A 5,881-nucleotide genomic window follows, 5' to 3' on the forward strand; every position below is an offset into this window, starting at 1 on the left:
GCAGGACAGGCCGCCCCCGGGTGGGGGCGGCCTGTCCTCAAAGGGTGTCCGGCGGTGTCCTACTCTCCCACGCAGTGTCCCACGCAGTACCATCGGCGCTGAAGGGCTTAGCTTCCGGGTTCGGAATGGGACCGGGCGTTTCCCCTTCGCCATGACCGCCGTAACAGTATCGAGTTGTCCCAGGGCGCACCCCCCACACGTCGCGGCACGCGCTTGACGCGCTGCCGCGGGGTGGGGGTGCTGCTCGGTCTGGGTTCTCGGGAACCGCACAGTGGACGCGCAACACCATCAGGATCGTGTCTACGAAGAGACCGCCACACCACCCGTCACCGGGGGTGTGTGTGATGGTAAGTCATCGGCTTATTAGTACCGGTCGGCTGCACGTGTTACCACGCTTCCACCTCCGGCCTATCAACCCAGTAGTCTAGCTGGGAGCCTCTCACCCTCAAAGGGGCATGGAGATCTCATCTTGAAGCAGGCTTCCCGCTTAGATGCTTTCAGCGGTTATCCCTTCCCAACGTAGCTAATCAGCGGTGCCCTTGGCAGGACAACTGACACACCAGAGGTTAGTCCGTCCCGGTCCTCTCGTACTAGGGACAGCCCTTCTCAAATCTCCGACGCACGCAGCGGATAGGGACCGAACTGTCTCACGACGTTCTAAACCCAGCTCGCGTGCCGCTTTAATGGGCGAACAGCCCAACCCTTGGGACCGACTCCAGCCCCAGGATGCGACGAGCCGACATCGAGGTGCCAAACCATGCCGTCGATATGGACTCTTGGGCAAGATCAGCCTGTTATCCCCGGGGTACCTTTTATCCGATGAGCGACCGCGTTTCCATTCACCACGGCCGGGTCACTAGTTCCGACTTTCGTCCCTGCTCGACATGTCTGTCTCGCAGTCAAGCTCCCTTGTGCACTTACACTCGACACCTGATTGCCAACCAGGCTGAGGGAACCTTTGAGCGCCTCCGTTACCTTTTAGGAGGCAACCGCCCCAGTTAAACTACCCACCAGGCACTGTCCCTGATCCGGATGACGGACCTAGGTTAGATGTCCAGAACGACCAGAGTGGTATTTCAACGATGACTCCACGACCACTGGCGTGGCCGCTTCACAGTCTCCCACCTATCCTACACAAGCCGTCCCGAACACCAATACCAAGCTATAGTAAAGGTCCCGGGGTCTTTCCGTCCTGCTGCGCGTAACGAGCATCTTTACTCGTAGTGCAATTTCGCCGAGTCTGCGGTTGAGACAGTGGAGAAGTCGTTACGCCATTCGTGCAGGTCGGAACTTACCCGACAAGGAATTTCGCTACCTTAGGATGGTTATAGTTACCACCGCCGTTTACTGGCGCTTAAGTTCTGGGCTTCGACTTGCGTCTGACCCGTCCCCTTAACGTTCCAGCACCGGGCAGGCGTCAGTCCGTATACAGCGTCTTACGACTTAGCACGGACCTGTGTTTTTAGTAAACAGTCGCTTCTCCCTGGTCTCTGCGGCCATCAGCGCTCTCACGCCTCCGGCCCCCCTTCTCCCGAAGTTACGGGGGCATTTTGCCGAGTTCCTTAACCACAGTTCACTCGATCGCCTTGGTATTCTCTACCTGACCACCTGAGTCGGTTTGGGGTACGGGCGGCTAGAACCTCGCGTCGAAGCTTTTCTCGGCAGCATAGGATCACCCAACTTCCCGCATACGCGGTCACTGTAACGCCTCAGGCCTGCTCACGCTGCAGCGCGGATTTACCAACGCTGCGCCCTCGGACGCTTAGACGGGGACAACCATCGCCCCGCGGAGGCTACCTTCCTGCGTCACTCCTGTTAACACGCTTACCTACTACGGCTCTGGGTCGCGCGCTCCACCACCACCCACCACGCAAGCGCGGCAGGTGAGGCTTCAGGCGCATAGCATCGGCCAGTTCGGTATGGGCGGTCCTTCGCCGGTACGGGAATATCAACCCGTTGTCCATCGACTACGCCTGTCGGCCTCGCCTTAGGTCCCGACTTACCCAGGGCGGATTAACCTGGCCCTGGAACCCTTGGTCATTCGGCGGCAGAGTTTCTCACTCTGCTTTCGCTACTCATGCCTGCATTCTCACTCGTGTGCCGTCCACGACTGGGTCACCCCGCCGCTTCACCCGGCACACGACGCTCCCCTACCCGTCCACACACCTGGACCCACCCGCGAACGAGTGGGCCGAGTACACGTGCGAACGCCACGGCTTCGGCGGTGTGCTTGAGCCCCGCTACATTGTCGGCGCGGAATCACTTGACCAGTGAGCTATTACGCACTCTTTCAAGGGTGGCTGCTTCTAAGCCAACCTCCTGGTTGTCTGGGCAACTCCACATCCTTTTCCACTTAGCACACGCTTAGGGGCCTTAGCCGGTGGTCTGGGCTGTTTCCCTCTCGACTACGGAGCTTATCCCCCGCAGTCTCACTGCCCCGCTCTCACTTACCGGCATTCGGAGTTTGGCTGACGTCAGTAACCTGGTGAGGCCCATCAGCCATCCAGTAGCTCTACCTCCGGCAAGAAACACGGGACGCTGCACCTAGATGCATTTCGGGGAGAACCAGCTATCACGAAGTTTGATTGGCCTTTCACCCCTACCCACAGCTCATCCCCCAGGTTTTCAACCCTGGTGGGTTCGGGCCTCCACGCGGTCTTACCCGCGCTTCACCCTGGCCATGGGTAGATCACTTCGCTTCGGGTCTAGGACACGCGACTCAAACGCCCTGTTCGGACTCGCTTTCGCTACGGCTCCCCCACACGGGTTAACCTCGCCACGTGCCGCTAACTCGCAGGCTCATTCTTCAAAAGGCACGCCGTCACCACCCACGAGGGGCTAGGCTCCGACGGCTTGTAAGCACACGGTTTCAGGTACTATTTCACTCCCCTCCCGGGGTACTTTTCACCATTCCCTCACGGTACTTGTCCGCTATCGGTCACCAGGGAGTATTTAGGCTTACGAGATGGTCCTCGCAGATTCGCACGGGATTTCTCGGGCCCCGTGCTACTTGGGAAAAAGCGCCAAGGCCGTCATGCCGTTTCGCCTACGGGGGTCTCACCCACTACGCCGGACCTTCCCAGATCCTTCGGCTACGACACGAACGTCACCTCGACCGCCCGGCAGGACGGTCCACACTCTCCCACGACCCCACCCGCGCAACGCCTGCCGGCTGTCACACGCGGACGGTTTAGCCTGATCCGCTTTCGCTCGCCACTACTCACGGAATCGCATTTGCTTTCTCTTCCTGCGGGTACTGAGATGTTTCACTTCCCCGCGTGCCCTCCATGCACCCTATACATTCAGATGCAGGTGACCAGACATGACTCTGGCCGGGTTGCCCCATTCGGAAATCCTCGGATCACAGTTCGGTTACCAACTCCCCGAGGCTTATCGCAGGTTCCTACGTCCTTCATCGGCTCCTGGTGCCAAGGCATCCACCGTGTGCCCTTACAAACTTAGCCACCACCCCCACACCCACACCCGAACCACCAGACCCCCGAAGAGGCCCGACACCACGGGCGAGACCCACGAAGGGGTCCACGGATGCGAGAGCACGGCTCTCAACAAAGACACAGAAACAAAGATGCTCGCGTCCACTGTGCAGTTCTCAACAACCCAGGAGCACCCACCGGCACACCCCACGCCAGACCCACCACGAGCCACCCGCACCCGACCCGACCACCCACAACAGGCGGTCAGACCCGAGCACCAGCACCCCGCGACAGCGGTACGCGGAACCAGCAGTCCCCAGCAGAAGCAACAACACCCACCACCACCATCACACCATCACACCGTCACACCACCATCACGCGGAGCACGACACCCAGGCATCACACCCGAGCACCACACCCGCACCACAGCAGCACCACAGCACGACAGAACGACAGCACAGCAGCCGGCCCGTTCCTCCAGGACCCAACAACGTGCCAAGAAGCCACACACCCCACACCCCGTTCCCACCCCCAGACACCCCACCAGCCAAAACCAGCAGGACACCCGAAGACGTACTAGGAGCACACGACGCGCGACAACCAACTAACCGATGCATCCACCAACGAGCACGGACCCCCGGAGACACTCGCCCCGGCAAAGCCCGAACACTGCCCACACCCACCAGCACACCACCAGCAGAACCGGCGGCAACCCAGCAGACGCGGGAGCTGCTCCTTAGAAAGGAGGTGATCCAGCCGCACCTTCCGGTACGGCTACCTTGTTACGACTTCGTCCCAATCGCCAGTCCCACCTTCGACGGCTCCCTCCCACAAGGGGTTGGGCCACCGGCTTCGGGTGTTACCGACTTTCGTGACGTGACGGGCGGTGTGTACAAGGCCCGGGAACGTATTCACCGCAGCGTTGCTGATCTGCGATTACTAGCGACTCCGACTTCATGGGGTCGAGTTGCAGACCCCAATCCGAACTGAGACCGGCTTTTTGGGATTCGCTCCACCTCACGGTTTCGCAGCCCTTTGTACCGGCCATTGTAGCATGCGTGAAGCCCAAGACATAAGGGGCATGATGATTTGACGTCATCCCCACCTTCCTCCGAGTTGACCCCGGCAGTCTCCTATGAGTCCCCGCCATGACGCGCTGGCAACATAGAACGAGGGTTGCGCTCGTTGCGGGACTTAACCCAACATCTCACGACACGAGCTGACGACAACCATGCACCACCTGTACACCGACCTTGCGGGGCACCCATCTCTGGATGTTTCCGGTGTATGTCAAGCCTTGGTAAGGTTCTTCGCGTTGCATCGAATTAATCCGCATGCTCCGCCGCTTGTGCGGGCCCCCGTCAATTCCTTTGAGTTTTAGCCTTGCGGCCGTACTCCCCAGGCGGGGCGCTTAATGCGTTAGCTACGGCACGGAACCCGTGGATAGGACCCCACACCTAGCGCCCAACGTTTACGGCATGGACTACCAGGGTATCTAAGCCTGTTCGCTCCCCATGCTTTCGCTCCTCAGCGTCAGTTACGGCCCAGAGATCCGCCTTCGCCACCGGTGTTCCTCCTGATATCTGCGCATTCCACCGCTACACCAGGAATTCCGATCTCCTCTACCGCACTCCAGTCCGCCCGTACCCACTGCAGATCCGAGGTTGAGCCTCGGACTTTCACAGCAGACGCGACGAACCACCTACGAGCTCTTTACGCCCAATAATTCCGGACAACGCTCGCACCCTACGTATTACCGCGGCTGCTGGCACGTAGTTAGCCGGTGCTTCTTCTGCTCCTACCGTCACTTGCGCTTCTTCGGAGCTGAAAGAGGTTTACAACCCGAAGGCCGTCATCCCTCACGCGGCGTCGCTGCATCAGGCTTTCGCCCATTGTGCAATATTCCCCACTGCTGCCTCCCGTAGGAGTCTGGGCCGTGTCTCAGTCCCAGTGTGGCCGGTCGCCCTCTCAGGCCGGCTACCCGTCGTCGCCTTGGTGAGCCACTACCTCACCAACAAGCTGATAGGCCGCGAGCCCATCCCCCACCGAAAAACTTTCCAACACCCCGCATGCGCGGGACGCTCATATCCGGTATTAGCCCCGGTTTCCCGGAGTTATCCCAGAGAGGGGGGCAGGTTGCTCACGTGTTACTCACCCGTTCGCCACTCATCCACCCAGCAAGCTGGGCTTCAGCGTTCGACTTGCATGTGTTAAGCACGCCGCCAGCGTTCGTCCTGAGCCAGGATCAAACTCTCCGTAGATGCTTCAACCCACCGAGCCCCCGAAGAGACACAGGCAGGACATCCGCGAAAACAATCCATAGCAAAACCCTGCAAAAACAGGGCTATATATTACTGGCATCGATTTTTGGCACGCTGTTGAGTTCTCAAGAAACGGACGCACACCCACACCAACCCGCCAAGGCCAGCACCGGGGCAACCCGCACA

General features: G+C 59.8%; 3 rRNA genes. All 3 read right to left on the minus strand.

Features of this window, described 5'->3' with window-relative positions:
• Positions 1–46 precede the first annotated feature (46 nt).
• The 3 genes from rrf to WAA21_RS17765 all read right to left on the minus strand — a co-directional run bounded on the left by rrf (position 47) and on the right by WAA21_RS17765 (position 5,695).
• Positions 47–163 (minus strand): 5S ribosomal RNA (gene rrf / locus WAA21_RS17755).
• A 180-nt stretch (positions 164–343) separates the two neighbouring features.
• Positions 344–3,464: ribosomal RNA gene (locus WAA21_RS17760) — 23S ribosomal RNA — on the minus strand.
• A 710-nt stretch (positions 3,465–4,174) separates the two neighbouring features.
• A 16S ribosomal RNA gene (locus tag WAA21_RS17765) occupies positions 4,175–5,695 on the minus strand.
• Together the 16S, 23S and 5S rRNA genes form the textbook arrangement of a ribosomal RNA operon.
• Positions 5,696–5,881 lie beyond the last annotated feature (186 nt).

It is taken from the genome of Aquipuribacter sp. SD81 (assembly GCF_037153975.1).
In the GTDB taxonomy this organism is placed as follows: Bacteria; Actinomycetota; Actinomycetes; order Actinomycetales; family JBBAYJ01; genus Aquipuribacter.